A 23,442-nucleotide genomic window follows, 5' to 3' on the forward strand; every position below is an offset into this window, starting at 1 on the left:
ATGGCATCCCGACGCCAGCCGGACGAGGTAGTGCCGCCGCGCCGCGTGAAGCTGCGCAAGTCCGCCACCCCGGAGGACATGGCCGACGCGGGACTGCGCCGCGCGGCCGGGCAGACGATGCGCTGCGAGTGGGCCCAGCGCAACCCGGACTTGACGATCTACCACGACGACTTCTGGGGCGAGCCGCCGGCTGACGACCGCGAATACTTCGAGCGCATGATGCTGGAAGTCTTCCACGCCGGATTGAGCTGGACGCTGATCTGGAACAAGCGCGAGAGCCTGCACCGGGCGTATGACGCCTTCGAGATCGACGCGGTCGCTTCCTACGGACCCGCCGAGGTGACGCGCCTGATGAACGACCCCACCGTGGTCCGCAGCGCGAAGAAGATCGACGCGGCCATCGCCAACGCGCGCACGGTGCTCGAGCTCCAGGCCGAGCACGGCGACCTGGCGTCGTTTCTGCGGCAGCTGCCCGACGACGCCGAGGACAAGATCAAGGTGCTGCGAAAGACCTTCGCCTTCATGGGGCCGGGCGTGGCGCGCGGCTTCCTGGAAGCCACCGGCCTGATTCCCGTGCCGCACCACCCCTACTGCTACAAGGCGTCCGGTGGCAGCTGATCCGGAGGCGCTGGCCATGAGGCTGCTCATTGGGACCCGCGAGGGCCTGCGAGACGCCGACGGTGCGCCGCTGGGTCTTGGCGGACGTGCCATCCGCGCGCTGGCCGGACGCCCCGACGACGCGTGGCTGGTCGTCGACGGGCGCGAGGTCTGGCGACTCAAGGGCGGTCGGATGTCAGTTGCGGCATCCGCGGGGGCGCTGGGCGATCCCGCGCTGACGTGTGTTTTACCCACGTCCACAAGTGTTCTCGTTGGAACGGAAGGCGCGTTTCTCCGACGGTTTGATGGCTCGACGCGGCTTGGCAACGAGGCGCTCGCGCCGGTAGCAGGCTTCGACCAGGCCGAGGGCCGCGAACACTGGTTCACGCCGTGGGGCGGTCCGCCGGCGACTCGCTCATTGGCCATCGACGAACAGGACGCGCTCTACGCCAACGTGCACGTGGGCGGGGTGCTGCGGTCGATCGACGACGGCGAGTCCTGGCAGGCGACGGCTCTGGATATCCGCGCCGACGCGCACCAGATCATCGCGCCCGCGGGCCACGACGGCCTGCTGCTGGCCGCCACCGCGCGCGGGCTGGCCGTTTCGCGCGACCGGGGCGACTCGTGGGAGCTAGACGTCGGCGGTCTGCACGCGACCTACGCCCGGGCCGTGGCCCTCAGCGAGTCCACCATCCTGCTCTCGGTCGCGCGTGGACCCGGCGGCCAGAATGCGGCCGTGTATCGGCGATCGCTCGACGGCGGCGAGCCCTTCGTGCGCTGCCAGGACGGGTTGCCTGACCAATTCGACGGCAACATCGACACCCATAACCTGGTGGCCGACGGCCCCTACGCGGCCTTCGCCGGTCCCGACGGGGCGCTCTATGGCTCGGAAGACGGCGGGCGCAGCTGGCAACAGACGCTCAGTGCGCTGCCGAGGGTGTATGCGCTGTTGATCGGCCCGGGACCTGGATAGAAGGCGTCCCATACGCGATTGGCCCCACGGCCCACCCCTGGATGCTTGGGGACGGGCGGGTCTGAGACCCGCCCCTACGCCAGGCATTCAGCGCGCCGCCAGGGTCGACCGGACTGGATTCCGGCTTTCGCCGGAATGACGGGGTAGGCCTGGTTCTCCTAGCCGCGGAACCGCGTGATGACGGTGGCGGCGGCGGGGAGGGCGTAGCGGCCGCCGGGGCCCAGGTCAGCGGGCGATTGAGGGCGGCCGGCGCGGCGGGCCGATACGCCGGCGAAGATGCGCAGCTCGGTGCGCCGTCGCGTGTGCCTGGAAGCGACGTGGGCCATGCCGATCTGGCGACCGCTGGACGCGCGCGTGGCGCTGGTGACGGTGCCGATCCAGGCGCCGCGTGGATCGGTGACGGGATCGCCCTGCCGCGCCATGGGGGTGCGCTCGTCGGCGATCGAGAAGCGCACGATGGACGACTTGCGCTCGGCCTCGCGCCGCACGTAGGGATCGCGCCCGACGAAAAACGGCTTGTAGGCCTTGACGAAGCGGCCGAACCCCGCGTCGCCCGGCGTGAGGTCCAGCGGCCCGGCAAGCTCGTGTCCGTAGAGCGGGAATCCGGCCTCGGTGCGCGTGGAGTCGCGCGCTCCGAGGCCAACCGGCACGACGCCGTCGTCCGCCCCTGCCTCGAGGATCGCGTCCCACACGCTCCGCGCCGCGTCCGGGTGCACGAAGATTTCGAAGCCGGTCGCCTCGCCCGTGTAGCCGGTGTGGGAGATCTCGACATCGGCGCCAGCGAGCGTAAAGGCGCGGACGTGGTTCATGCGCATGGCGTCCAGCGCGCGCCGCTCCTCGTCCGTGGCGACGATTCGCTGGAGGACTTGACGCGATTTCGGTCCCTGGAACGCCAGGTCCAGCCGCGCCGCGTCTCCCGCGGCCGGGCTCTTGAGGTCCAAGAGCTCGGCGCGCACCGGCAATCGCGCCGCGCCGTCGCCCGCGACGACCTGGTAGGCGCCGTCGTTCACACCCGTCAGCCAGGCCCAAGCCTTCGGCGCGTTGGCCGCGTTGACCACCGCCATGAAGCGGTCGCGGGCCAGACGGTAGATGATGAGGTCGTCCAGGCAATCTCCGTTGGCGTCGAGCAGGTAGGTGTAGGCCGCGCGGCCCACGCGAAGGCGGCTGGCGCTGCCGGTGACGACGAGGTCCAGAAACTCCGCGGCATTCGGCCCTGAGACGGCGAAGACGCCCATGTGCCCCACGTCGAACAGCCCGCCCGACTTGCGCACGGCCTCGTGCTCCGCCGCGATGCTCGTGTACCAGACGGGCATGTCCCAGCCGGCGAAGGGGATTAGCTTCTTCGCCTGCTCGGCGTGGAACGGGTGCAGGGGCGTGTGGTGCAGCTCCTCGGACTCGGGCTCGCGCCAGTCGAACGGCTGCGGCCCGTCGCTGCCGGCGGCGACCGGGCGCCGGCCCACGAACCAGGGGCGGGACGCGTCGTCGGGAGGCGCGTCCGGCGGCGGGCCAGTCACGCCAGGGTTCGCCACAGCGTCGGTCAGCGCCGGTGCATCACCGTCGGCCACGGTCACCGTGACCGGGCCGCTGAGCTTCCGGCTCGGCTCATTGGGATCGACGATCACGTAGCCGTCGGACGCCGCCTGGAGCCAGTCGGCGAGCGCATCGGCGTGGTCGGGATCGACGGCGATCAGGGCGGAAGTTTCGGCAGCCTCCGCGGGTCGGGCCACGATCGCGTTGACTGCATCGCTGCCGGGCGGACCCGCGAGGGCCACATGACGCGTCTGCCCCGGCTCGAGATCGCGCAGGCGCCGGTTGGCGATCTCGTCCAGAAACGACAGCGCGCGGGCGCCGCGAACGAGCAGCAGACCTGACCTGCTGGCCGGCGGATCGCTGGGCGGCGCACCCTCGGCGTGCCCACGGCGGGCAAAGTCGAGCACCTCGGCGCGCAACGACCGCATGGCGTCGTAGGCCATGCGCCCGCGGAAGCGCGGGGTCCTGCGGCCCGTGTAGGTCACGCCGTGCATGGCGCGAAATGCGCGCGCCAGGATGCCGGCCAGCGTCTTCATGTCGTCGGGGCCGTAGCCGCGCTGGGTCAGCCAGGGCGTGCCCATGCGAATGCCGGTGGGCGCGGCGAAGCCCCGGTCGCCGGGCACCGAGTTGCGATTGGCCACTATGCCGAGGGCTTCCAGCATGCGCACGGCCGGCTCGCCGCGCAGATCGCCTTGGGCCCCGACCCGGCGCAGATTCACCACGAACAGGTGCGTGTCGGTGCCGCCGTAGGCCACGCCGACGCCCTCGGCTTCCAGGGCGTCGACGAGCGCCCTGGCGTTGGCGATGATCTTGTGCTGGGTGCGGTGGAAGGCCTCGGTGGCCGCCATTTTGAACATCACCGCCATGGCCGCGATCTTGTTGAGGTGCGGGCCGCCCTGCTCGCCGGGAAACACCGAGCGATCGATGGCGCGCATCAGGTCGCGTCGATGCGACAGGATCACCGCGCCGCGGGGGCCGAACAGCGTCTTGTGCGTCGTGAAGGTCACGACGTCGGCAATGCCCACCGGCGAGGGATAGGCGCCCGCGACGACGAGCCCGGCCGGATGCGAGATGTCCGCCATCAGCAGCGCGCCCACGTCGTCGGCGATGGCGCGGAAGCGCTCCCAGTCGGGCGCCCATGGGTACGAGGTATATCCGGCGATGATCAGCCGGGGGCGGGCGGCCTTTGCCCGCGCGGCGATGTCGTCGTAGTCGAGCTGCGCGTCGGGCCCCGAAATGCGATAGCTGGTCGACTTGAACCGCCGTCCCGAGCGGTTGACGGACGCTCCGTGGCTCAGGTGCCCGCCGTGGGCCAGGGCCAGACCCATGATGGTGTCTTCGGGGTCGAGCAGGGCTTCCTCGACGGCGTTGTTGGCCGCCGCGCCCGAGAGCGGCTGCACGTTGACCCACAGCCGGTCCGCGGACACACGGTCGTTGGCAAAGCGGTCGGCACAGCGGCGCTGCGCCAGCGCCTCCACCAGGTTGCTGAACTCATTGCCTTGGTAGTAGCGGCGATCGCCGTAGCGCCGGGTGCGGGCGAGCTGCCGGTCGAGGTCCGCCAGCGCTTCCTCCTGGTCGCGGATCATTGCGGCCGCCGCATAGCCCTCGGCGTAGATGCTGGTGAAGGGCGACGCCAGCGCGTCCCGCACCGGCTTGGGCGTGAGGCTTTCGGACGGGATCAGGATGAGCTTGTCGCGCTGGCGCGCATGCTCCCGCTCGATGAGGTCGCCCACCAGCGGGTCGACGTCGGCCACGGAGCGGTCGAGCGCAAGGTCGGCGTAGGTCCGGTCGAGGGACATCAGGGAATCCTTGAGATCAGCGGCATAAGCGTACGGCGGCTTAGCGAGCGCGACGAACGCCGCCGGCTATTCGACGACCCGGCGGCCTTCGCGGAGGGCTTTGGACCGAGCCTCCTGCATGGTCATGCGCACGCGGCCGCCGAAACGCTCATTGAGCCAGGGATCGCCGCGGACGTGATAGCCGCCCTTCTCCCAGAAGCCGGCCTCCTCGTGGTCCATGAACTCCAGGCCGCGCACCCACTTGGCGCTCTTCCAGAAGTACAGGCTCGGCAGCACCAGTCGCAGGGGTCCGCCGTGCTGTTGCGGCAGCGGGCCGCCGTCGTGGTTGATGGCAAACAGCACGTCGTCCTGGTCCAACTCGGCCAGGGTGACGTTGGTGGTGTAGCCGGGATCGGCGTGGATCATCACGTAGTCCGCGCCGGGAAGCGGCTTGATGCGCTTGAGCACCTCGCGCACGTGCACGCCTTCCCACAGGTTGTCGTAGCGGCTCCAGTGAGTGACGCAGTGGATATCCGAGGTGATCTCGGTGCGCGGCAGCGAGGTGAACTCGTCCCAGCTCCAACGCGCCTCTTCCTCCACCAGACCGGTCACGCGGAAGTCCCACAGGTTCATGTCGTAGGCGGCAGGCTCCTGGTAGTGCAGCACGGGCCATTTGGAGGTGAGCGTCTGGCCGGGTGGAAGGCGCGGCTCGCGCAACTCGGGCGGGCGCGGGCTGACGTCGGGCGTGTCCGGCGCCACGGCGGCGCGGGAGCCAAAGAGCCGGTCGAACATGGTCCGCTCCATGAGCAACGCGTATCTGTTACCCGATGGTACTGTTCAAGTCGTCCGGTGGTGCGTGGTATCACGCACACAAGCCTGCCGGAGGCGTGCGAGGTCTCAGCCGGCCGGGGTTCGGCTAGCGGTCCGCCTTGATGGCCGGCGCCCCTTCTGGAGTTGGGAGCATGGAACGCACCCCGAAGTCCAATCGAACTGGCGCCCAACCCTAGCGTCGCAGTCATCTCATGCTCGCGCGCCATCCGCTGGCAATGGTTCATGACCCGCAACAGACCCTCATCCCCAATCCGGAGGCCTGTGAAATGTGCCGCGATGGTCTGAAAGCTCTTGCGGGAACTGACACTCCGGCTAAAGCTCGTGATCAAGGGGGGCGTACGAAGTCGCGGCCTGCTGCAACCGGCGCCCCTTGCCGCCGTGCGGGTTGATCACGTGAACCGGGCGTCTAAATTCCTGGGTAACAACACGGATGGCCTCGACCAAGTCGGTGTCACCGGATAGAACGTAGGCGCTCTGAAAGTCGCGGCGGGCGGCGTCGAGGACCAGATGGACCGCCAGATTGACATCGGAGCCCTTCTCTTCAGTCCGAGACACGTAGGCGTGCCGTGAGCCTCTAGCCGGTGGGTTGACCAGTGGCATCCAACGCGGATGCCGCGAGAATCGACCCTTATGGATTGTGAGATTGTCGATAGTGCCAAGGGCTCGTTGGTACAGCTGCTGTCGAATCACCTTCGACTGATCGCCTCGGATATCTGCCGTGAAGTAGCGAATGCGATACAGATCTTCACCCGTACGAATGCTGCGTCTGCAAATCTCACGCAGGTCGAGCCAGCGGTACGGCGTGCTCTTCAAGGCGCCGTAGTACAAGTTGACGCCGTCGATGTAGAAGTTGGCGCGCATGCCACAAAAAATAAGGGGATTATATACGTGGTTACCCCGCCGCCTGGCGGGCGGCCTCGATGATCCGCGCCCGTTCGGCTTTGGAGCGGGGGCGCACCATCGCTTGCGCGAGGTTTTCCAGCGTGTCGGGAATCGGCTCGATAATCCGCGTGGTGGGGCGGCCCCGCTTGCGCTTGGCCGGTGTGTCGGTGCTCATGCCGTCCCTCCTCTAGAGCGCCAGCTTGACGCGCAGAATAGGCCATGCCGCGGTCGCCTTTGACGCGGTTGCAGTTGCCACACAGCAGTTGCAGGTTGCCCACGTGATCCGTCCCGCCATTCGCGCGGGCGATGATGTGGTCCACTTCGAGATTCTGGATGCGGAAGTGCTCGCCGCAGCCTGCGCAATCGCCCCCCTGCTCGCCGTACAGCGCGTTCCGGTGCGTGTGGGGGGCGGGCAGCTTCCCCAAGTCGGTGCGCTTGGGAATGTCGGTGCGGTGCGCCCCTTGATAGAACAGGCCCAGCTCGTCGCGCATGCGGCGCTCGACCAGTTCGGCGGCTTTGGGCGATATGTCGATGCCCGCCCACTGGCGGCCGAGTTTCTCGGCCGCGACGCAAGCGGTCGCACAGCCGCAGAAGGGATCGAGCACCACGTCACCCTCGGTTGAGGATGCCTGGATGACGCGTTCCAAGAGCGCGAGCGGCTTCTGTGTCGGGTAGCCGATGCGCTCGCTGCTGTGGGAGCCGATTTGCTGAATGTCGTCCCAAATATTCTGAATGGGCAGCCCCTTGAGTTCGTCCGCAAAGCTTTTTCGGCGCAACCGGCCGGTGGGGTTCGCCGGAAAGTGGATGCGGCCCTCACGGTCCCATTGCTCCATTTTTTCGCGGGTGATCATCCAGCCATTACGGGGAGCCGGATACCCCTTGTAGTCGTAGATCAGATTGGGCCGATAGGCGGGATTCGTCAGGCTTGTCGCTTGATAGCGGCGTCCATCGTTGTCCACGAGCCGGAAGCTCTTTTCGACGTAGGCCTGATATGCCGGATGATCCCGGTTGTACTGCGGACGAAACGGCGCGGCACTGCTTGCCGCGAAAAACAGCACAGTGTCGGTGCAGACGCCGAACCGATTCGACTTGTGGACAGCGCTCGAAAATCCGTGCCGCCGCTTCCACGTAATCTCGTTTCGAAAATTCCCCTTGCCAAACACGGCGTCCATGAGCAGCTTCAGGTAGTGGCTCATGGTGGGGTCGCAATGCAGATAGATCGAGCCGGTCGGCTTCAGCACGCGCTGGCATTCCAGCAGCCGCGCGGCCATGTAGGCCAGATACGACTTATCGCCGTCCGTCATGGCCGCCAGCAGCACGCGGTAGACGCGCGGATGCTTCGCCTCGATCAGGTTGATCCATTCGGCGTCCACGTCGGAGAGGCCCCACGTGTCCTTGAACGCCGCGCCCGCCGCTTTCGAACCGATGGGCGCCGCGTAGTTGGCCTTGGAGTTGAAGGGGGGATCGGCGTAGATCAGATCCACCGAGTCCGAGTTCATGCCCCGGAGGATCGGCAGATTGTCGCCCGTCCACATGGTTTGGTTCGCCCAATTGGCGCTCATACGCGCCGTGCGCCACTGGGCAGCCCGTTGGCCTGCGTGAGCGCTCCGTAGGTGAGCCGCTTGCCGTCCATGCCCCGCACCATTCGCCGCATTTGGTCCAGCGTGTCGGCGGGCCGCTGATTGTGGCGGCCCTCGAACTCGCCGACGTAGCGGTCGAGGTGCTTGGGGCTCATCTTGTGGTAGGTGCCGTGGTAGCCGCGCTTCATCATTGACCAGAAGGATTCGAGGCCGTTGGTGTGCGCGAGGCCATCGACCCACTGGCCCACACGGTGCGTCACGCTGGCGTGGTGGGGGAGGCCCTGATAGGCCGTGGCGTCGTCGGTGTACACCATCGCGTCGGGCTGCGTGCGCTCGCGGACAAAGCCCTTGAGCGTGGCGCCCGTCGTGTCCGGCACCACGGCCGCGCTGATGCGGTTCGTGGTCCGGTCCTTGACGCCAGCCACGGCGGTTTTGCCGACGGTGCCCCGTCCGGCGTGCAACTTGCGGTGCTCCGGCTTGTTCTGCTCCAGGCCGCCGAAGTGACTTTCGTCGGCCTCGACCGGCCCCTCAAACGGGCTGGCGTCGGCTTCCCACGTCTTGCGGATGCGGTGCGCCAGGTGCCACGCGGACTTCTGGGTAATCCCGAGGTCGCGGTGGAGCTTGAGGCTGGACGTGCCCTTGAGGCCCGTCGCCAGCAGGTACATGGCCATGCCCCACGTCTTGAGCGGGAGCTTGGAGCCGTGCATGATCGAGCCGGTCTTGACGGAGAAGTCCTTGCGGCAGGCGTTGCAGCGGTAGGGCTGCGGCTTGCGGGTGCGGCGCGTCTGAATGTCCGTGGCGTTGCAGGCGGGGCAGTGGACGCCGTCCGGCCAGCGCTGCTCGACAAACCAGGCCTCGGCGGCTGCGTCGTCGGCAAAGAGGCCAACGGCGTCTATAATGGTGAGACCTTTTCGGTAGTGCTTGCCCGGTGCCCGTCGTGCCATCGCTTGCCCCCTTCGATTTATGGGACAAGCTTACCCCAAGCGCGGCAAGGTGTCAAGGGCAACGGAGCAAAATGGCGGGGTGAACGGCGACGAAGTCCAGACCGAGATTGCCCTCACGATTAAGGCATATCTCGATGCGAAGCGGCGGGTCGCCTGTCTCCGCTCACGCCTGCGACGCGTCGGCAGCACGATTGACGTGGTGGCGACGGTTCTCGAAGGGCGCGAGCCCAAACGCTATACCAACCCGCTCTATGACATCGCGTCTGACACGTTCCGTGACCGCGTCGCCACCATCGAAATCGAGCCAGTCCTAGCCGACCTCCAGTCGCTGCGCGAGGCGCTGGCGGAGAAAGAGGCGATTGCGCGCGACCTCGCCGACAGCGGCTATACCGAATTGCTCAACAACGGCGACGGCGAGTCGGGGTAACCACGCATATAAGCCCCAAAAATAAGGGGCCGACCGGAGGCGGCCCCTCCCGGCCGTCGAAGACAACCGGGGTGATTGCTCTTTTTTCGCGGATCGACCCGCCGACCGTAAACCGGGGAGTGGTTCACTCTGCGCTGCCACGAAAATGCGACCGAACTGAACGTTCGCCTGTGCTTTCAGCCGGCCGGCGAAGAACTTGCCACGGTCTGAGGGTCATACGCGGCAACGACCATGGCAGCGATTTCGGCCGCCGTCGCCTCGGCGCGCCCGTGCCCGGGAACGTCGTGCGCCAGGATCACGATGGTTACGGGGCCGGTCGAGAGGTAGACGACCCCGGCGTCGTTGGAGATGCCGGCGAGGTCGCCGGTCTTGTGGGCCACGGCGGTGCCCGCGGGCAGCTGGGCGGGGATGCGGTTGTTGCGCGTCTCGCCGAGCAGCAGGGTGCGCATGCCCTGCACGTCGGCCAGCGTCCGCGACCAGTGCGCCGGCCGCATGCCCAGCGCGACCTCCAGGAGCTTGGCGGCCTCGCGCGCGGTCGTCACCGGCTGCGTGGTGAACACGTCGGTGGCGGCGAGGCCCAGCTGACCCAGCGTCCACTGCATGTTGGGGTAGCCGATGTGATCGGCGAGCAATACGGCCGCCGAGTTGTCGCTGAAAGTCATGGTCCGCTCCAACGCGCGTTCGATCGTGAGGCGCTGGCCGGGCGCGAGCGTCGCCGGGGGGGCGACCCGTTCGAGCACGCTCTGGTTCATCTCGAGCATGGAGCTGAAGTCAAGACCGATGACCGCGCGCTGCCGATAGGCCTCGACGAGCACGGGCAGCTTCCACAAGCTCGCCGCCCGGACAATGTCGTCGGCGTTGATGGCAACCTCGGCGTCCGAGCCGGAGGGGGCCGCGTAGACCGACCAGTTGCCCGGCTCGCCGGCCAGGCGGGCGTTGATGGCGGTTTCCAATTGGTCGCCGACGGTATTCCCAGCCGCCTGGGTCGCCGCCGCCGCCGAGTCGACCGACGCGAGCGCCGCCTCCGGCATCACGCCAACCTCTCGCAGCACCTCATCTAGCAGCACCGCCGTCACGCTGCCGGGCGCCGGGAGTCCTTCCACCTCGTCGATCCAGTGCTGCAAGACGCCGCGCTGGAATCGCTGCGCCACGAACGGGCCGAGGCGCTCGGGGCGGGACATCGGCAACCCCCACCGATCGCGGGAGTGGTCGGCGGTCCAGACGAGGCGACCGATGGGGTCGGGGTTGGACTCAAACACCCCGCGGATCGCGTCGTCGGTGAGCCAGCCGGTGCGAATCTCAACGGCGTGCTGGAATGACGTCGAGCCGTCATCCTCGATGGGGCGGGGCACCTGACGCGCGGCGTAGAGCCAATCGGTGTGTCCCGCGCGGTCCATGATCTCCAGCGCGTTCGCCAGCACGACGCGACGTTCGCCCGCTTTCCACTGCAGCAGGCCATAGCGCAGGGCCTGATACTCAAACGCGCCGGCCGCGAACGTCGCGCTGCGCGGCGGACCCAGCACCGGCAGACCGCCGAGGCCCCGGGAGCTATCCCACCAGGTGGCGTCGCCGACATTGCGAACTTCGTACCCGCGGCCCGACTCGTCGCTGGCTTGGGGGTAGTGGCGGCCGTTTTCGATGGGAAAGTCGTGGTCCGGCGCGGTGGCCGTGGTGTCCGCGGCCGCCGGCACGGTTGTTGCAGCCCCCGCGAGCACGGGGAGCAGCGCGGAGGCGGCGCCCAGCGCCAGAACGCGACGCCGGCCGATAGGGCGACGGATCAGCGGCGTGCCTCCCCCGGAGCGCTGCCAGCGAACCTTACGCCACGCGCGGCGCGCCGGCACCTTGGCATCTCGTCAGGCAGCACGAGGCCGGCAGTCGGGATCGGGAGCGGTCTACCCGAGCGGGTCGGTTCGAGGGCCGAATGTTTGCAGCGGCTGATCGAGCGGCGGGAAGACATCGGCCATCGAGGGCTTGAGCGTGCCGTTCGGATCGTCGGGCTCGTGCACGAAAGTCATCACGCGGAAGCGCACGTCGGCGTTCGCGCGCTCCAGCTCGGACTCCGGGATCAGCAGCAGCACGCGCCGTCCGTCGATGAAGGCGATGGCGTTCGAGGGGAGCGCCTGCGAGGGCGCCAGCGCGACGCGGCGCTGGATGCGCCACACGGGATCGAGGGTCGGCAGATAGATGAGCTCATACCAGTGATCGGTGCCTTGATAGATGTCGAAGTCCCGCACGCGGGGCCGCCAGTTGTCCGCCGGGTCGTCATTGGCTTCAAGCGCCAGCGACACGCGCCAGCCCATCGCGGAATCGGTCAGCGGGATCGGGTCGACCATGTCGATGATGGCGGCCACATAGTCGCCGGCCACCGCTCCGCCCAATCCACCCACGGTGAAATATGCCCGGCGCAGAATGTCGAGCCCGACGCTGTCGATGGCGGCCGCGCCCAGGGCCACACGCTGGATGTCGGCAAATCCGAATCCTTCCGTCGGGGATAGGTTGGTGATGTCGAAGTAGTCCTCCTGCGCGTCGCGGTCAAACGTGCGCACCGCTGGATCGGCCGGGCGGGTGCTGAGGGCGGTTCGGTGAGGGGTAATGCCCAGCACCACGACGCCCGCATCGACCTGCCCGGCCAGCGATACCGTGATTGGGCGCACTCGCCAGAGGGTTTCCGTATCAGTACGCACAAGCACGAACGTGGCGGTCCGCGTGGCGCCGGCGTGCAGGGTCTCGCCGGTCACCGTGTCGGGAATGAGCGTGACCGAGCCCGAACTGCGCACGACGCGTGCCGTGAAGTCGCCCTCCTCGCCGACATTGGTGACCGCGCAGGCGGCCTCCAGCACGACCACCGCCTCGACCCACTCGAGTTGGCTGGGACACTCCACGACCGCGAGTGCCGGACGGGTGCCGTCCGGGCGCGAAATCTCCGGCAGCGCCAGCTGGTAGTCCTCAACCTCGCCGAACTCCCAGCTCCCGCTGCCGTCCCACGGCTCACCGGCGAGGCTTTCACGAGTGAGCACCACGCGCATCCACGCCCCTTCGGGCAACACCTGTCCGTCCAGCATGGAGAAGCCCGGGCTGACGAAGGTTTCGGACGCCCCCGGCTCGAGGTCCACTTCCCAGTCCTGCAGCACCCATTCCGCCGGGCTCGTCCAGCGGCCGTCGCGATCGATATCGATCAAGACATTGATGCGGCGCGGACCGGCGGGCGCGGCAGGGCCCAGGGTGACCGCGACGGTGAGTTGAGCCAGCGCCCGCGGCGGCGCGAGGCTCACCGAGAGGCCAAGTACGCCGTCGTCCCCCGCGTCCTGGTTGACCAGGTTGGGCACGCCGTCGGCATCGGCCGGATCGTCGGCGTCCGACTCGGCCGTCACGCTGGAACCGAGCCGGTCGAGCCCAGGTCGGCGGACGTGGGCGCCCGGGCCTTCGGCCGTGAGCGACGACAGCCGGGTGGGAAATCGCCCGATCACCCGCGGATTCGGATAGCCGGCGGAAACGCCGTCGGGCGCGTCGCCAAAGTCAGCCAGGGGTCGTGGAGTCGGGGTAGCGGCGGCCGGCGGCGTCGGCTCGGGCGCTGGGGGTGGGGTCGGTGTCGCCGCGGGTGTTGACGCGATCGCGGCGGGCGATGGCGCGGCGGTTGGAGCCGCGTCATCGGGCGTCGGCTCGCAGCCGCCCAGCGCAAGGAGGGCAAGCAGACCCGACGCGCACAGGGCCGCGCGCCAGCCGGTCATGCCCGGACGCGTGCCACCCGACCGCCGCGGGACCGGCCGATGGGCTCCGTTGCGCGCCCGCACGGCCATGCGCCCCCGGCGAGCTAGGTGGACGTCACCGCGGCGCGTGCCGCGCCGTTGGGTCGCGCCGCGCGCGCCGGCTCGGGCGCATACGTGGCGTAGGAATCCGGCGTCTCCCAGAGCGTCACCGCCACTACTGGCAAGCCGAGCTCCCGCACCTGCTGGAACAGCATGCGGGCCATATTCTCAGTGGTCGGATTGTCGTCCATCACGTAGGCGCGTTGACCAAGACCCTCGATGGCATCGATCAACGGATCGCCACTCCGCAGGATCATGCGATGGTCGAGATTGGCGCTGATCCACGACTCAACGGTGCGCCGCACATCACGGAAGTCGGCGACCATCCCCAGGTCGTCCAACGATTCGGCCTGGAGACGTATCTCCGCGCGACCGTTGTGGCCGTGGGGTTGGTTGCACTTGCCGTCATAGTCCAGCAAGCGGTGGCCGAAGCAGAAATCAATGTGCTTGACGATCTCATACATAACCGGCCTCCGTTAGCTCACGAGACGGTGCGGCCGCCATCGACCGGTACCACGGCGCCCGTCACGAAGTCGGTGCCCTCGACGAGATAAAGGATCGTCTGGGCGATGTCTTCCGGGTGGCCGATGCGTCCCAGGGGCGTGGCTTGCTCCACCGCGCGAATCGTCTCCTCGTCGAAGTCTGCCGGCATCAGGATAGGCCCCGGGGCCACGGCGTTCACCTGGACGGCGGGCGCAAGCTCCTTGGCCATGACGCGGGTGAGCGCCACGACGCCGCCCTTAGCAACGAAATAGGGCGCGTAGTTGACGTAGGGACGCTCGACCGCCCAGTCGGCGACGTTGACGATCTTTCCCCGCCCCTGCGCCTGCATGTGCCGCCCGAACAGCCAGCACCCGAGGTAGGGCCCCTTGAGATTGACGGCGATGTTTCGGTCGAAGTCCGCCTCGTCCAGGTCGGCGAATGGCGTCGGGTCGTAGATGGATGCGTTGTTGAGGAGCACCTCGACCGAACCGAACTGGTCAACCGCCGCGTCGAGGATGGCCTGCACGCCGTCGCGGGTCGAAACGTCCGCCTGGACGGCCAGGCTGCCCACGCCCCGCCCCTGAAACTCCGCGACTGCCGCCTCGGCTTCGCGCGCCGACGTGCGGTAGTTCACCACGATGTTTGCGCCGCGCTCGGCCAGGCGCCCGGCGACGTGACGGCCCACGCGGATCGCGCCGCCGGTGACGACGACTGTGGCGCCTTGAAGATCCATGGACGACTCGTTGGTGCGCAACCGCCGTGGTCGCGCAAAGAGGCAGTGCGGTCGTCTCTAACCTAGCATGGGTTCCGCGCGGGGCGGTGGTCGTTCCCGCACACGCCGGGAGCACACCGAATGCCGCAGCCGCGCACCGTCGCCGCGCTGGTGAGCGGACTCGACAGCGCGATCATGGCGGGCTTGCTGGCGCGGGAGTTCGACCGGGTGGCGCCGATTTTCGTGCGGGCCGGGCTCAAGTGGGAAGACGCCGAGCGGAACGCCCTGGAGCGGTACTTCGAGGCCCTGGGCAACCCCTCAGTGCAGCCGATCGTGGAGCTCGATCTTGGCGCGCGCTCGCTCTACGGCCGGCACTGGAGCACCGGCGGCGAGAACGTGCCCGACGCCAGCCGACCGGATGAGGAGTGGTATCTGCCGGGCCGAAACTTGCTCCTGCTGAGCACGGCGGCGACCTACGGCGCGATCCACGGAATCGAACACGTCGCCATCGGCAGTCTCGCCAGCAATCCGTTTCCGGACGCCCGACCCGAGTTCTTTCGCAGCCTGGAGCAGTCGGCGGGCCTGGCGCTGGACGCGCCGGTGTACATCCTCACGCCGCTGGCCGGCATGCACAAAGCGGACGTGATTCGCGCCGGCGCCCACCTGCCGGTCCAGCACGCGCTGTCATGCGCCGATCCGGTGGACGGCGGCCACTGCGGCGTGTGCGGCAAATGCGGCGAACGCCGCCGCGGGTTCATCGACGCCGGTGTGGACGACCCGACCAGCTACGCGCGGCTCGGTCCGCTTTAGCCGTCGCCGCCGGGGCAGGTGGCCGACCAGAGCTGCTTGATGCCGGGACGGTCGACCTCCGGGAAGGGGTTGAACGGCGTGCAGTCGGCGAGCACCAGGCCCGCCTGCGTCAGCGCCGTCCGCACCTCCGCATCCTCGAACCACCGCGCCCGCAGAACCGAACGGCCTCGCTCGACGATTTCACCGGATCGGCGCTCGATGGTCAGATGCATGGCGACCCAAGGTTCGTCGTCGTCCCAGACGTAGCGCCGTTCGATCGCTAGCCCAGGGCCACGGTCCGTGCCCGGCTGGCGCCACAGCGCCTCGAATCCAGCGCGCGTGTTGAGGTCAAAGACGAATGCTCCGCCGGGACGCAGGTGCGCGGCGACGCGCTGGAACGTGCGCGTGAGATCTGCGGGACCTGCCAGGTGGTTGAGGGAGGCGTAGAGGCAGGTCACGGCATCGACGGGCTTGGGCAGGTCGAACGAGCGCATGTCGTCATGGACGAAGGCCACGGGATACCCGGAAGCCTCGGCCTTGGCCCGCGCGGCGGCGAGCATGGCTTCCGACAGGTCGAGGCCGGTGACGGCGACGCCGCGCGACGCCTGCAGCAACGCGTGCGTGCCCGTGCCGCAGGCCAGGTCAATCAGGGTCCGGGGCGGCCCACCCAGCAGATCCGCCAGTCGCTGGTCCACCCGCGGCGCGACGAGATGCGCGTACTCGGCCCCGTAGGTCCGCTGCCACTGGTCGTAGACGGACGCAAACAGGGAGTATCCGTCGGTATCGGACGCGGCATCCGTCTCCATCGCCGGGGTCAGCTGTCGCGCAGCCACTCCGGCACGAGGTCCTGCGCCAGGGCGTCGTCCCAGGCGACATGCGACTCGGCGGCGTTCTCGCCGCTGACGTTCGCGGCGACGAGCTGCGGCGCACGAATGGCGCCGTCGCGCACGGTCACGCTGCGGGCGACGATGGCCTCCTCGGCCCGCGTGGACACGCCGGCGTCGATCGCCTCGGATTCGATGCGGGCGCCGCGAACGATGCGCGCCTGCACCGACTTGACGCGCAGGAGACCGATGACCTCGACCTCCTTGGGCGTGGTCAGCGTCGTATTGGGGGCTTCAAGACCCTCGGCGGCGAGCGCCGCATCCACGATAGTCGGCCCATCGACGGTCAGCTCGTCGCCCTCGATGACGACGGTGAATCCGGGAAAAACGATTGGCGTCTCGACGTGCGTGACGTCCGCCGGAATGCGGAGCTCCTGGCGACCATCCACCGTCTCGACGTGGCACCCCGGCGGGACAATGGAGCCCCGGGGAGAGCGCGCCGGCTTGACCTCGCGGTAGAAGACATCCCCGGTCATGAGCGTTGACTCCTGCTCGTGGCGCGCATTGAGCATAGACCGGGCGTGCGTCGCGCTCCACTCAAGGTGCTAGCTACGGTCGAGCCATTCGTCCACAAGCAGGGACTGCTCGTCGGCGGACAGCCGGTAATCGCGGCCCGTCGCGGCGCGCTGCCGCGTGGCCTCATGAAGACAAATGGCCGCAGCCACGGAGAGGTTGAGGCTGCGCACCATGCCGACAATCGCGATGCTCATGACCAAGTCGGCGGCGGCCAGCGCCTCTTTCGAGAGCCCGCGATGCTCATTGCCAAACAGCAGCGCCAGCCGCGGCGCCGTGAGATCGGCTGCGGCGAGGTCGCCCCCCTGCGGCGGCGGGGCGGCGGCGGCCAGCACGTGACCCGACGCGCGCAGCGCGCTCAGGCACTCGGCGGTCGAGCGGTGCACCGTGAAGCTCAGCCACTTGTTGGCCGAGGCGGACGAGGCCTTGCCGACCCGGCGCGGCTTGAAGGGCGCCTCGTGCTCGAACACGAGGTGGACTTGCTGCACGCCGAATGCGTCGCAGCTGCGAAACACGGCCTCCGCATTGTGCGGATCGTGGATGTCTTCCAGCACGACCGTCAGACCGTCCTGCCGGGAAGCCGCCACGGACCGCAAACGGTCGATGCGGCGTGCGGTCGCCATGGCGTGTCTCCTCCGACTGCCCGGTCGATTCTTTCCTAGGCCGACGCCCCCGGCACCGTGGGGTTGATGCACCAGCGCGGCGGCTCGCCCGCCAGGACGCGCTGAATCTCCGACGCCGCGTGCACGGCCATGCGCCGGTTGGACTCCACGGTGAGCCCGGCAAAGTGGGGCGTCAGCAAAACGTTGGGCGCTTCGAGCAGTGGACTCGAAACCGGCGGCTCGTCGGCGAAGACGTCGATGGCCGCCCCAGCGATGCCTTCGTCCCAGAGCGCCTCTGCCAGCGCGGCCTCGTCGACCACCGGTCCGCGGCAGGTGTTGACCAGCACGGCGGTCGGTCGCATCTCGGACAGCGCGTCGGCATCGATGAGGTGCCGCGTGGCCGGCGTCAGCGGCACGTGCAGCGACACCAGGTCGGACTGACGCAGCAGCTCGGGCAGCGTGGCCGTCAGCTCGATCCCCTCGTCGGCTACGTCCGCCGGCGTGAGGTAGGGATCGAAGATCAGCCCCCGCATGCCGAACCCGTGCACCAGCGCGTGAATCACCTTGCGCCCGATTCGCCCACCGCCCACGACGCCCGCCGTGCGTCCGTCCAGCTCGTGCACCGGGAGGATCATCGCCGGCCGCCACTTGCCCGCGCTCACGATGGCGTCCTGGACCGCCAGCCGCTTGAACGCCGCCAGCGCCGCCGTCACCGCGTGCTCCGCCACCGCCGTGGCGTTGGCCTCCGGCGTGAAGCTGACCGGAATGCCGCGCGCCGTCGCGTGGTCCACGTCGATCGCGTCCACGCCCACTCCGTGTTTCTGGATATGGCGCAGTCGCGGCGCGGCGTCGATGACCCGCGCCGTGATCGGCGCCACCCGCACCAACATCGCGTCAACGCACCCCGCGTCGTCCATGATGGCGGCCTCGTCGGGGGCGGCGGGGGTGACGACCTGGGCGAACTTTCGCAAGTAGTCGATTCCGGCAGGGTCGATGGACTCGGTCACCATCACCGTCGGGCGGCCGGCGCCGGTCATGCGGGCGACCCGCCGGGTGCATGCATGAAGTCCGTGTACTTCAAGGCGTTGCCGGTGTTGAGCAGCACGACGGTCGCATCTCGCGTCAGGTCGCCGCGCTCGAGCAGCCGCCGCAGCGCCGGCAGCAGCGCGGCGCCCTCGGGACAGGCGAAGACGCCCTCGCTCTCGGCCAGCTCCGACATGGCCGCGACGAGCTCGTCGTCGCCGACCGCCACCGCCGTTCCGCCGGTCTCGCGGATCGCCCGCAGCACCAGGGCGTGCGCGTAGGGCAGCGGCACCCGGAGCCCCGGCGCGACCGTGTGCGCATCGGCCACCCGCTCGGCCGTCGCGGCGCCCGCTTCCCATGCGTTCACGATGGAGGCGCAGCCGGCGGCCTGGACGGCGATCAGCCGCGGCGGCGGACCCTTGAGCCAGCCCATCTCGTCAAGCTCGCGCATGGCCTTCCAGATGCCGATGAGCCCCACGCCGCCGCCGGTGGGGTAGAGCACGGCGTCCGGCGGCCTCCAGCCGAACGCTTCGGCGATCTCGAGCCCCATGGTTTTCTTGCCCTCCACGCGGTAGGGCTCGCGCATGGTGGAGGCGTCGAACCAGCCGGAGCGCGCGGCGCGCTCGCCCACGATCCGCGCCGCGTCGCTGATAAGACCATCGACCTCGGTGACGTCGGCGCCGTAGGCGATGCACTCCGCCTTGATGGGCGTTGGCGTGTCAACCGGCATCACCACGTGGATCGGCAGGCCGACGGCGGCGCTATAGGACGCCCAAGCGCTGCCCGCGTTGCCCGCCGTGGGAATGGCCAGCTCGCGCACACCCAGGGCCGCGGCGGCGGCGACCCCGACGGCGGCCCCGCGGGCTTTGAAGGTTCCCGTCGGATTCGCGCCCTCGTCTTTCAGCCAGAGGTGGGGCATGCCGAGCCGCTCGCCAAGCCGCCGCAACGGCAGCAGGGGCGTGTCACCCGCGCCGAGGTCCGTGGCATCGCCCCCGGCCACGGGCGGCAGGAGCTCACGAAAGCGCCAGATGCCGCGCGGACGCGGGGCCGCCTCGTCCGGCGTAACGGCGCGCGCGACCCGGCGCAGGTCGTAGCGCGCGAGGAGCGAGTGTCCGCATTCCCGGCAGACCGTTTGAATCTGCTGCGCGTCGTGCTCGCGGTCGCAGGCGCTGCACGCCAGCATCTCCAGGTAGTCATGCATGTGCGGACTGCTCGACACCGGTTTCGAGGTGAGTTGCTCCCAGCAGGCCGCGAGCGTATCGCACCACCATGACCCCGATCGGGAGCGACTTCGGTTCACGTCGCCGCGGGCCTACTAAACTTGGGGTGCGCGACGCGACGTGCCGGCGCTGGCCGGCGTGAGGAGCATTACCCCTGAGCACGCTATCGGTCGTGGGCACAGGCTACGTGGGGCTGACCGTTGGCGCGTGTTTCGCGGACCTCGGCCACGAGGTGACCTGCCTGGACATCGACGAGGCGAAGATCGAGTCGCTGCGCGCGGGACACGTGCCGATCTACGAGCCGGGCCTGGAGACGCTGATCGATCGCGCCGTGCGCGCGGGCCGGCTGCGATTCTCCACCGACTACGACGAGGCGATCCCCGGTCGCGAGTTCATCTTCATCGCCGTCGATACGCCGACCGGCGCGGCGGGCGAGGCCAGCCTGGTGGGCGTCGACGCCGCTGTTTCGTCTCTCGCGCCCCGCATGACGGAGGGCGCGACGGTCGTCACCAAGAGCACCGTGCCCCTCGGCACGGGCGACCTGATCTCGCGCATCCTGCGCGAGCACGGAGCCGACGACTTTCCGGTGGTGTCGAACCCGGAGTTTCAGCGCGAGGGGTCGGCAATTCAGGACTTTCTCAAGCCGGACCGGGTCGTGATCGGCTCGGGCGACGAAGCCGCCGCGCGGCGCGTGGCCGAGCTGTACCGGACGTTCGACTGCCCCATCATCATCACGGACCTGCGCACCGCCGAGATGATCAAATACGCCTCGAACGCATTCCTGGCCACGCGCATCTCCTTCATCAATGAAATGGGCGCCATCTGCGAGGCCCTGGGCGCCGACGTCGAGGTCGTCGGGCACGGCATGGAGCTCGATCGTCGGGTGGGGCGGGGCTATCTGAACGCCGGCATCGGCTGGGGCGGAAGCTGCTTCCCGAAGGACGTGCGCGCGCTCGAACACATGGCCCTGGTGCACGGCTGCCACCCGCAGCTCCTGCGCGCGGTGATGGAGATCAACCGGGACGCGCGGCATTCGGCGGTGCGCAAAATTCGAGATGGGCTGGGCGATCTGCGCGGCCGCACGGTCGCCGTGCTCGGCCTTTCGTTCAAGCCGAACACCGACGACGTGCGCGACGCCCCGGCGGTGGACATCATCCACCTGCTCACGGGCGAAGGGGCCGAAGTGCGCGCCTACGACCCGGTGGCCGGACCGCGCGCGCAGGAGGAGCTGGGCGACCGGATGACGCTGACGACGTCACCGCTCGAGGCGGCGCAGGGCGCCGACGCAGTGCTGATTACCACGGAGTGGAACGAGTTCCGGGAGCTCGACTGGGCCGCGATGCGGGCCGCGATGCGGGGCAATGTGCTGGTTGACGGACGCAACATGCACGACCCCGCACGCATGGCCCAGCTTGGGTTCGCCTACTACGCCATGGGCCGCTCGCCGCGTGCGTCGACCCAAGAGACGATGGCCTCCGTGGCCACCGGCGCGTAGGCGGCGATGCGGCGACGGCCGCGGCTGCCAGCCACGCGCCCAACTCCGCCCCTCGCGGCGGCCCACTAGGCGGGGCGGCGCATGCAGGACTCGGACCGAACGGTAGGACGCGGCAGCGAACTCTTCGTCGGCATGCTGGTGGTGGCGTTTCTGGTGTTCCTGCTGTGGTTCCTGCTGCTGCGTCCGGAAGATCCCAGCACGGCCGAGCCCGTGCCGACGCAGTCGCCGGTGGTGAGCCCGACGGCGATCATCGACGATGTCAACCGGGCGTACGAAGAGGTCATCGCGACGCCGACGCCCAACCCCACCCCGACGGCGACGCCGGTGGCGCGCCCCACGCCGACCCCCACGCCATTCGTCTACACGGTGCAGGCCGGCGACACGCTGTCCGGCATCGCCGGGCGATTCGGATTGACGGTGGATGAACTCGTGGAAGCCAACCGCCTGGTAGACCCGGACAGCCTGCAGATCGGTCAGCAGCTCACCATTCCGTCGGAATAGCCCGCGCACCGCGCCCACCGAGTGATGCGCGCACCGGCTCACACGCACCGCGCCCTCGCCATCGCCGCCCACGTGCTGTTCTGGATGTCGCTCTACGTCTACGTGCCCGTGCTACCGACGTATGCCCGCGACCTGGGGGCTTCGCTGGGGATGGTCGGGCTGATCGTGGGCGCCTACGGCCTGACACAACTGCTCTTGCGCATTCCGATCGGCGTGTGGTCGGACCGCGTCGCGCGTCGCAAGCCGTTTCTGATTGGCGGCATGCTGGCCAACGCGGCGGGGGCGGCGGCGCTGGCGCTGTCGCCCGTGGCCTGGCTGCTGGTCGTCGGGCGGGCGGTGACCGGCGTGGGCGCATCGACGTTCGTGATCGCCTCGGTGCACCTGGCCGAGTTTTTTCCCAGCCGGACGGTGGCCCGGGCGACCGGCATCGCGGTCGGGCTGAGTGCGGCCAGCCAGGTGGTGATCATGCTGATCGGCGGCGCGGTGGCCGAGGCCGGCACGGTTGCCACGACGTTTTGGGTCGCCGTCGGGCTCGGCTTGGCCGGGGTAGTCGTGCTGCTGCCCCTGCCGGATCACGCCCGCGCTCCGCAGGAACGGCCGCCGCGGGTCCAGGCGCTGGCGCGCGCGGGCACGCAGCGCAGCACCCTGGTGGCCGCGACGCTCGCCGCCCTGCTGCAATACGCGCAGTTTGGCCTCACGTTTGCCTTCGTGCCGCTTTGGGCGGATTCGCTCGGCGCGAGCAACTTCGACCTGGGGCTGCTCGGGACCGTCGCCGTCACCGCCAACGGCCTCGGCGCGCTGGTCCTGGTGGTGGCCGGGGCGCGGCTGAACGGCCGCCTGGCCGCCGTGTTCGGGTTTGTCCTGACGGCGATTTCGAGCCTTCTGATTCCGATTCTGCCGAACCTGGCGGTGCTCACCCTGGTGCAGGGAATCGGGGGGTTCGGTCGCGGGCTCGTGTTCCCGGCGCTGATGGCGCACAGCATCGAGCGCGCGGCTCCCGCCGAACGCGCCACGGCGATGGGCGTGTTTCAGGGCGTCTACGCGCTGGGCATGTTTCTCGGCCCCGTGAGCGCGGGCGTGCTGGGCGAGTGGCTGGGGCTGGATCGCGTCTTCCTGCTGATCGGTGCGCTGATGGTCCTTGGGGCGCTGGCGGCGGCCCGATACGTTTCCCATGGGGACGACCGGTTGTAGGAACAATATCGGGCAATGTGGGACGCCGCAGAAGGACCGCGGCGATTTTGTTCCCAAATCCCATAGACGGTGAATCTGGGGCGTGCTAGCATTCCGCCCCCGCGAACGGCGGGACGTCAGCGAGGTGCGTGGTGCGGCGCAAGCTGCAAAAGCGGGCGTTTCGCGATATCGACCGTGGCGCCCTGGGCGCGATGCTGTTCAGCGCCCGCAAGCGCAAGCACCTGACGCAGGCTGAGCTGGCCAGCCGCATCGACCGCGACCGCCCGTGGGTGAGCGACGTGGAGACGGGCAAGATCTTGCACGTGCCCGACAACGATCTGGACGCGGTGGCGGAGATTCTTGGCCTGGAAGTGGCGATGCTCCGCCGGGCCCGTGCCCAGTCCGCCCCGCGCGGGGCGGGCGCCTCGCCGGCGGCCAGTGGGACCGTCGACCGCGGCTGCGGCATGTGCGGCGCGTCCAATCCCTGGGACGCCCGGTTTTGCGTGAACTGCGGCGAGCGCCTGCCGCTGGAGGCGGTCTGCGAGACTTGCGGCCGCATCATTCGCGCCGACTCGCGCTTTTGCGCCTACTGCGGCGAGCCGGTGGCCAGCGCCGTGCCGGCGACACAGGCGTAGTCCCAGTCGTCCAACCATGGCCGCCGGACCGCGGGCGAGTCATATACTGCGAAACGGGACGCACGCG

The 23,442-nt window shown here is 69.1% G+C and carries 22 protein-coding genes; 8 read left to right on the plus strand and 14 right to left on the minus strand.

Annotated features, from left to right (window positions below; translation table 11 throughout):
- Positions 1-618 carry a DNA-3-methyladenine glycosylase I gene (locus OXG33_07265; protein MCY4113717.1) on the plus strand — a complete coding sequence of 206 codons (618 nt, stop codon included), beginning with the start codon at positions 1-3 and terminating at the stop codon, positions 616-618.
- A 16-nt stretch (positions 619-634) separates the two neighbouring features.
- On the plus strand, positions 635-1,570 hold the full coding sequence (locus tag OXG33_07270) for a hypothetical protein (GenBank protein MCY4113718.1): 936 nt from the start codon (positions 635-637) through the stop codon (positions 1,568-1,570).
- 158 nt (positions 1,571-1,728) lie between these two features.
- On the opposite strand, the gene OXG33_07275 is transcribed toward OXG33_07270, so the two are convergent.
- The 5 genes from OXG33_07275 to OXG33_07295 all read right to left on the minus strand — a co-directional run bounded on the left by OXG33_07275 (position 1,729) and on the right by OXG33_07295 (position 9,115).
- A complete protein-coding gene (locus OXG33_07275; protein MCY4113719.1) occupies positions 1,729-4,899 on the minus strand; it encodes a serine hydroxymethyltransferase in 3,171 nt (1,056 codons plus the stop codon).
- Positions 4,900-4,965: 66 nt separating this feature from the next.
- The gene (locus OXG33_07280) at positions 4,966-5,670 is read right to left on the minus strand and encodes a sulfite oxidase-like oxidoreductase (GenBank protein MCY4113720.1); all 705 of its coding nucleotides are present in this window, start codon (positions 5,668-5,670) and stop codon (positions 4,966-4,968) included.
- Between the two features lie 351 nt (positions 5,671-6,021).
- The gene (locus OXG33_07285; GenBank protein ID MCY4113721.1) at positions 6,022-6,570 is read right to left on the minus strand and encodes an NYN domain-containing protein; all 549 of its coding nucleotides are present in this window, start codon (positions 6,568-6,570) and stop codon (positions 6,022-6,024) included.
- Complete coding sequence (locus OXG33_07290) at positions 6,519-8,153, minus strand: DNA methyltransferase (protein MCY4113722.1); 1,635 nt, start codon at positions 8,151-8,153, stop codon at positions 6,519-6,521. Before OXG33_07290 ends, OXG33_07285 begins: the two co-directional genes overlap by 52 nt.
- Complete coding sequence (locus OXG33_07295) at positions 8,150-9,115, minus strand: IS1595 family transposase (protein ID MCY4113723.1); 966 nt, start codon at positions 9,113-9,115, stop codon at positions 8,150-8,152. Before OXG33_07295 ends, OXG33_07290 begins: the two co-directional genes overlap by 4 nt.
- Positions 9,116-9,194: 79 nt before the next feature.
- Between OXG33_07295 and OXG33_07300 the strand changes: the two genes are divergently transcribed.
- Positions 9,195-9,542 (plus strand): hypothetical protein, encoded by a 348-nt coding sequence (locus tag OXG33_07300; GenBank protein ID MCY4113724.1) that lies wholly within the window; start codon positions 9,195-9,197, stop codon positions 9,540-9,542.
- Between the two features lie 176 nt (positions 9,543-9,718).
- On the opposite strand, the gene OXG33_07305 is transcribed toward OXG33_07300, so the two are convergent.
- The 4 genes from OXG33_07305 to OXG33_07320 form a co-directional block, all read right to left on the minus strand.
- On the minus strand, positions 9,719-11,383 hold the full coding sequence (locus OXG33_07305; protein MCY4113725.1) for a class A beta-lactamase-related serine hydrolase: 1,665 nt from the start codon (positions 11,381-11,383) through the stop codon (positions 9,719-9,721).
- A 51-nt stretch (positions 11,384-11,434) separates the two neighbouring features.
- Positions 11,435-13,270, minus strand: a complete 1,836-nt coding sequence (locus OXG33_07310; GenBank protein MCY4113726.1) for a GEVED domain-containing protein — start codon at positions 13,268-13,270, stop codon at positions 11,435-11,437.
- Positions 13,271-13,353: 83 nt separating this feature from the next.
- Positions 13,354-13,812: a 6-carboxytetrahydropterin synthase gene (locus OXG33_07315; protein MCY4113727.1), complete on the minus strand. Its 459-nt coding sequence runs from the start codon at positions 13,810-13,812 to the stop codon at positions 13,354-13,356.
- Between the two features lie 17 nt (positions 13,813-13,829).
- Positions 13,830-14,564 (minus strand): SDR family oxidoreductase, encoded by a 735-nt coding sequence (locus tag OXG33_07320; protein MCY4113728.1) that lies wholly within the window; start codon positions 14,562-14,564, stop codon positions 13,830-13,832.
- 120 nt (positions 14,565-14,684) lie between these two features.
- Between OXG33_07320 and OXG33_07325 the strand changes: the two genes are divergently transcribed.
- Positions 14,685-15,353, plus strand: coding sequence for a 7-cyano-7-deazaguanine synthase (locus OXG33_07325; GenBank protein MCY4113729.1), 669 nt, complete (start codon positions 14,685-14,687; stop codon positions 15,351-15,353).
- Here OXG33_07325 and OXG33_07330 read toward each other — a convergent pair.
- The 5 genes from OXG33_07330 to OXG33_07350 all read right to left on the minus strand — a co-directional run bounded on the left by OXG33_07330 (position 15,350) and on the right by OXG33_07350 (position 19,555).
- On the minus strand, positions 15,350-16,165 hold the full coding sequence (locus tag OXG33_07330) for a class I SAM-dependent methyltransferase (protein ID MCY4113730.1): 816 nt from the start codon (positions 16,163-16,165) through the stop codon (positions 15,350-15,352). The genes OXG33_07325 and OXG33_07330 overlap by 4 nt on opposite strands.
- Positions 16,147-16,692 carry a hypothetical protein gene (locus tag OXG33_07335; GenBank protein ID MCY4113731.1) on the minus strand — a complete coding sequence of 182 codons (546 nt, stop codon included), beginning with the start codon at positions 16,690-16,692 and terminating at the stop codon, positions 16,147-16,149. The genes OXG33_07330 and OXG33_07335 overlap by 19 nt, the downstream gene beginning before the upstream one ends.
- A gap of 69 nt (positions 16,693-16,761) precedes the next feature.
- Positions 16,762-17,352 (minus strand): RNA methyltransferase, encoded by a 591-nt coding sequence (locus tag OXG33_07340; protein MCY4113732.1) that lies wholly within the window; start codon positions 17,350-17,352, stop codon positions 16,762-16,764.
- Between the two features lie 35 nt (positions 17,353-17,387).
- Positions 17,388-18,368 carry a hydroxyacid dehydrogenase gene (locus OXG33_07345; GenBank protein MCY4113733.1) on the minus strand — a complete coding sequence of 327 codons (981 nt, stop codon included), beginning with the start codon at positions 18,366-18,368 and terminating at the stop codon, positions 17,388-17,390.
- The gene (locus OXG33_07350) at positions 18,365-19,555 is read right to left on the minus strand and encodes a threonine synthase (GenBank protein MCY4113734.1); all 1,191 of its coding nucleotides are present in this window, start codon (positions 19,553-19,555) and stop codon (positions 18,365-18,367) included. Before OXG33_07350 ends, OXG33_07345 begins: the two co-directional genes overlap by 4 nt.
- A gap of 173 nt (positions 19,556-19,728) precedes the next feature.
- Here OXG33_07350 and OXG33_07355 point away from each other — a divergent pair, with 173 nt between their 5' ends.
- From OXG33_07355 to OXG33_07370, 4 genes are all read left to right on the plus strand, one after another.
- The gene (locus tag OXG33_07355; protein ID MCY4113735.1) at positions 19,729-21,069 is read left to right on the plus strand and encodes a UDP-glucose/GDP-mannose dehydrogenase family protein; all 1,341 of its coding nucleotides are present in this window, start codon (positions 19,729-19,731) and stop codon (positions 21,067-21,069) included.
- Positions 21,070-21,150: 81 nt separating this feature from the next.
- Positions 21,151-21,570 (plus strand): LysM domain-containing protein, encoded by a 420-nt coding sequence (locus tag OXG33_07360; protein ID MCY4113736.1) that lies wholly within the window; start codon positions 21,151-21,153, stop codon positions 21,568-21,570.
- Positions 21,571-21,594: 24 nt separating this feature from the next.
- Complete coding sequence (locus tag OXG33_07365) at positions 21,595-22,761, plus strand: MFS transporter (GenBank protein MCY4113737.1); 1,167 nt, start codon at positions 21,595-21,597, stop codon at positions 22,759-22,761.
- Positions 22,762-22,892: 131 nt separating this feature from the next.
- On the plus strand, positions 22,893-23,375 hold the full coding sequence (locus tag OXG33_07370) for a helix-turn-helix domain-containing protein (protein MCY4113738.1): 483 nt from the start codon (positions 22,893-22,895) through the stop codon (positions 23,373-23,375).
- The last annotated feature ends 67 nt before the right edge of the window (positions 23,376-23,442 follow it).

The organism is Chloroflexota bacterium, assembly GCA_026708035.1.
In the GTDB taxonomy this organism is placed as follows: domain Bacteria; phylum Chloroflexota; class UBA11872; order UBA11872; family UBA11872; genus JAJECS01.